General features: G+C 67.9%; 4 protein-coding genes. All 4 read left to right on the top strand.

The annotated features are described in order from the left end of the window. The coding region (locus AC5Y2S_RS28895) for a PPE family protein, SVP subgroup (protein WP_499960045.1) at window positions 1-364 on the top strand (364 nt) is incomplete at its 5' end. A gap of 85 nt (window positions 365-449) precedes the next feature. Further along, entirely contained in the window at window positions 450-746 is a 297-nt protein-coding gene (locus AC5Y2S_RS28890) for a WXG100 family type VII secretion target (protein ID WP_499881040.1), read from the top strand. A gap of 29 nt (window positions 747-775) precedes the next feature. Continuing rightward, window positions 776-1,060, top strand: coding sequence for a WXG100 family type VII secretion target (locus AC5Y2S_RS28885; RefSeq protein WP_499960044.1), 285 nt, complete (start codon window positions 776-778; stop codon window positions 1,058-1,060). A 240-nt stretch (window positions 1,061-1,300) separates the two neighbouring features. Then, window positions 1,301-1,882, top strand: a 582-nt coding sequence (locus tag AC5Y2S_RS28880) for a PPE family protein (RefSeq protein ID WP_499960043.1), incomplete at its 3' end; no start/stop codon positions are given.

Here is a 1,882-nt window from a genome sequence, read left to right as displayed (position 1 = left end):
ATTCGTCAGCGAGGCCGCTCCCGCCATGAAGGGCCTGGGCGGCGGTGCTGCGGGCCTGGGCGGCGCGGCCGCGGAACTGGGTAAGTCGCGGTTGGTCGGGGCCATGTCGGTGCCGCCGACGTGGCAGGGGTCGACGCCCGCGCGGATGGCCAGCGCGGCGATGTCGGGGCTGGGCGGGGAGATGCCCGCCGCGGCGGCCGCCGCCGGGGCGCCGATGGGCGGCGGCATGCCCTTCATGCCGATGCCGATGGGCGGCATGGGCGCCGGCGCCGGCATGCCCGGCGGGATGATGGGCCGCGGCGGGGCCAGCCCCCACGTGGTCCAGTCGCGGCCCAGCGTGGTGCCGCGCGTCGGAGTCGGATAGGGCGGGGGTGATAGGCCGGGGTTTGGACGTTGGGCGCCGTGGCGGCGCTTAATCGAAACATTTTGTTGATGAAAGGAGCAGTGTGGTGGCTACACGATTTATGACCGACCCGCACGCAATGCGGGCGATGGCAGGGCGTTTCGACGTGCATGCGCAGACGGTTTCGGATGAGGCACGTCGGATGTGGGCCTCGTCGCAGAACATTTCCGGCGCCAGCTGGAGTGGGGCCGCCGAGGCGACGTCCTACAACACGATGGGACAGATGAACCAGGCGTTCCACAACATTGTGAACATGCTGCAGGGCGTGCGTGACGGGCTGATCCGCGACGCCAATAACTACGAGCAGCAAGAGCAGGCTTCGCAGCAGATTCTGAGCAGTTAGCGGCATTTAGGGCGTTAGGAGATTGAGCGATGACGATTAATTACCAGTTCGGAGACGTCGACGCGCACGGCGCGTTGATTCGCGCCCAGGCGGCGTCGCTGGAGGCCGAGCACCAGGCGATCGTTCGCGATGTGCTGGTCGCTGGTGACTTCTGGGGTGGCGCCGGTTCGGTGGCCTGCCAGGAGTTCATCACCCAGTTGGGTCGCAACTTCCAGGTGATCTACGAGCAGGCCAACTCCCACGGCCAGAAGGTGCAGTCGGCGGGCAGCAACATGTCCAGCACCGACAGCGCCGTCGGGTCCAGCTGGGCGTAAATCGGCCTCCAAGGGCGCGGGTAACCATTGCGCGTTACCCGCGCCCGAGGCGTCCCATGACACCGGTACGCCGCGCACGGGTTACGACGATCGGTCCGCGACGCGAATTCCGCGCCACAGCGGCCTTGAGGGTTTGGTAAAACCCCTGATTTTTGAGCGTCGATGGCCTTAGTATCGGCTCATGGTGTCTGTTGATCGTTGGACTGTGCCGTCAGTGCGGCCGGATGGGTGGGGGTTCTGATGGTTCCTGCTTTTACGTTCTTTCCCCCGGAGATCAACTCGGCGCTGATGTTCGCTGGCGCGGGGTCGGGGCCCCTGTTCATGGCGGCATCGGCCTGGGATTCGTTGGCCACGGACCTCGCAGGCGCGGCGTCGTCGTTCCAGAACGTCATCACCGGGCTGACCGACGGGCCGTGGGCCGGTCCGGCCTCGGTGTCGATGGCGGCGGCGGCGACCCCCTACGTGAGTTGGCTGAGCGCGGCCGCCGGCCAGGCGGAGACCGCGGCCCTGCAGGCCCGGACGGCGGCGACGGCGTTTGAGTCTGCGTTGGCGGCGACGGTGCCCACGCCGGCCGTCACCGCGAACCGTGTCCAGCTGATGGCGCTGATCGCGACGAACATTCTCGGGCAGAACACCCCGGCGATCTTCATGACCGAGTTCGAGTACATGGAGATGTGGGCTCAGGACGTGGCCGCCATGGTGGGCTACCACGGCGGGGCGATGGGCGTGGCGGCGGCGTTGCCGTCGTTCAGCCTGCCCCCGGTGAACCTGTCGGGCCTGACGGGGCTGCTGAGCGCGCCGCTGACCGGCGTGGCGTCGCAG

The organism is Mycobacterium sp. NGS69 (assembly GCF_059812165.1).
This window is presented reverse-complemented; position numbering and strand designations above follow the sequence as displayed.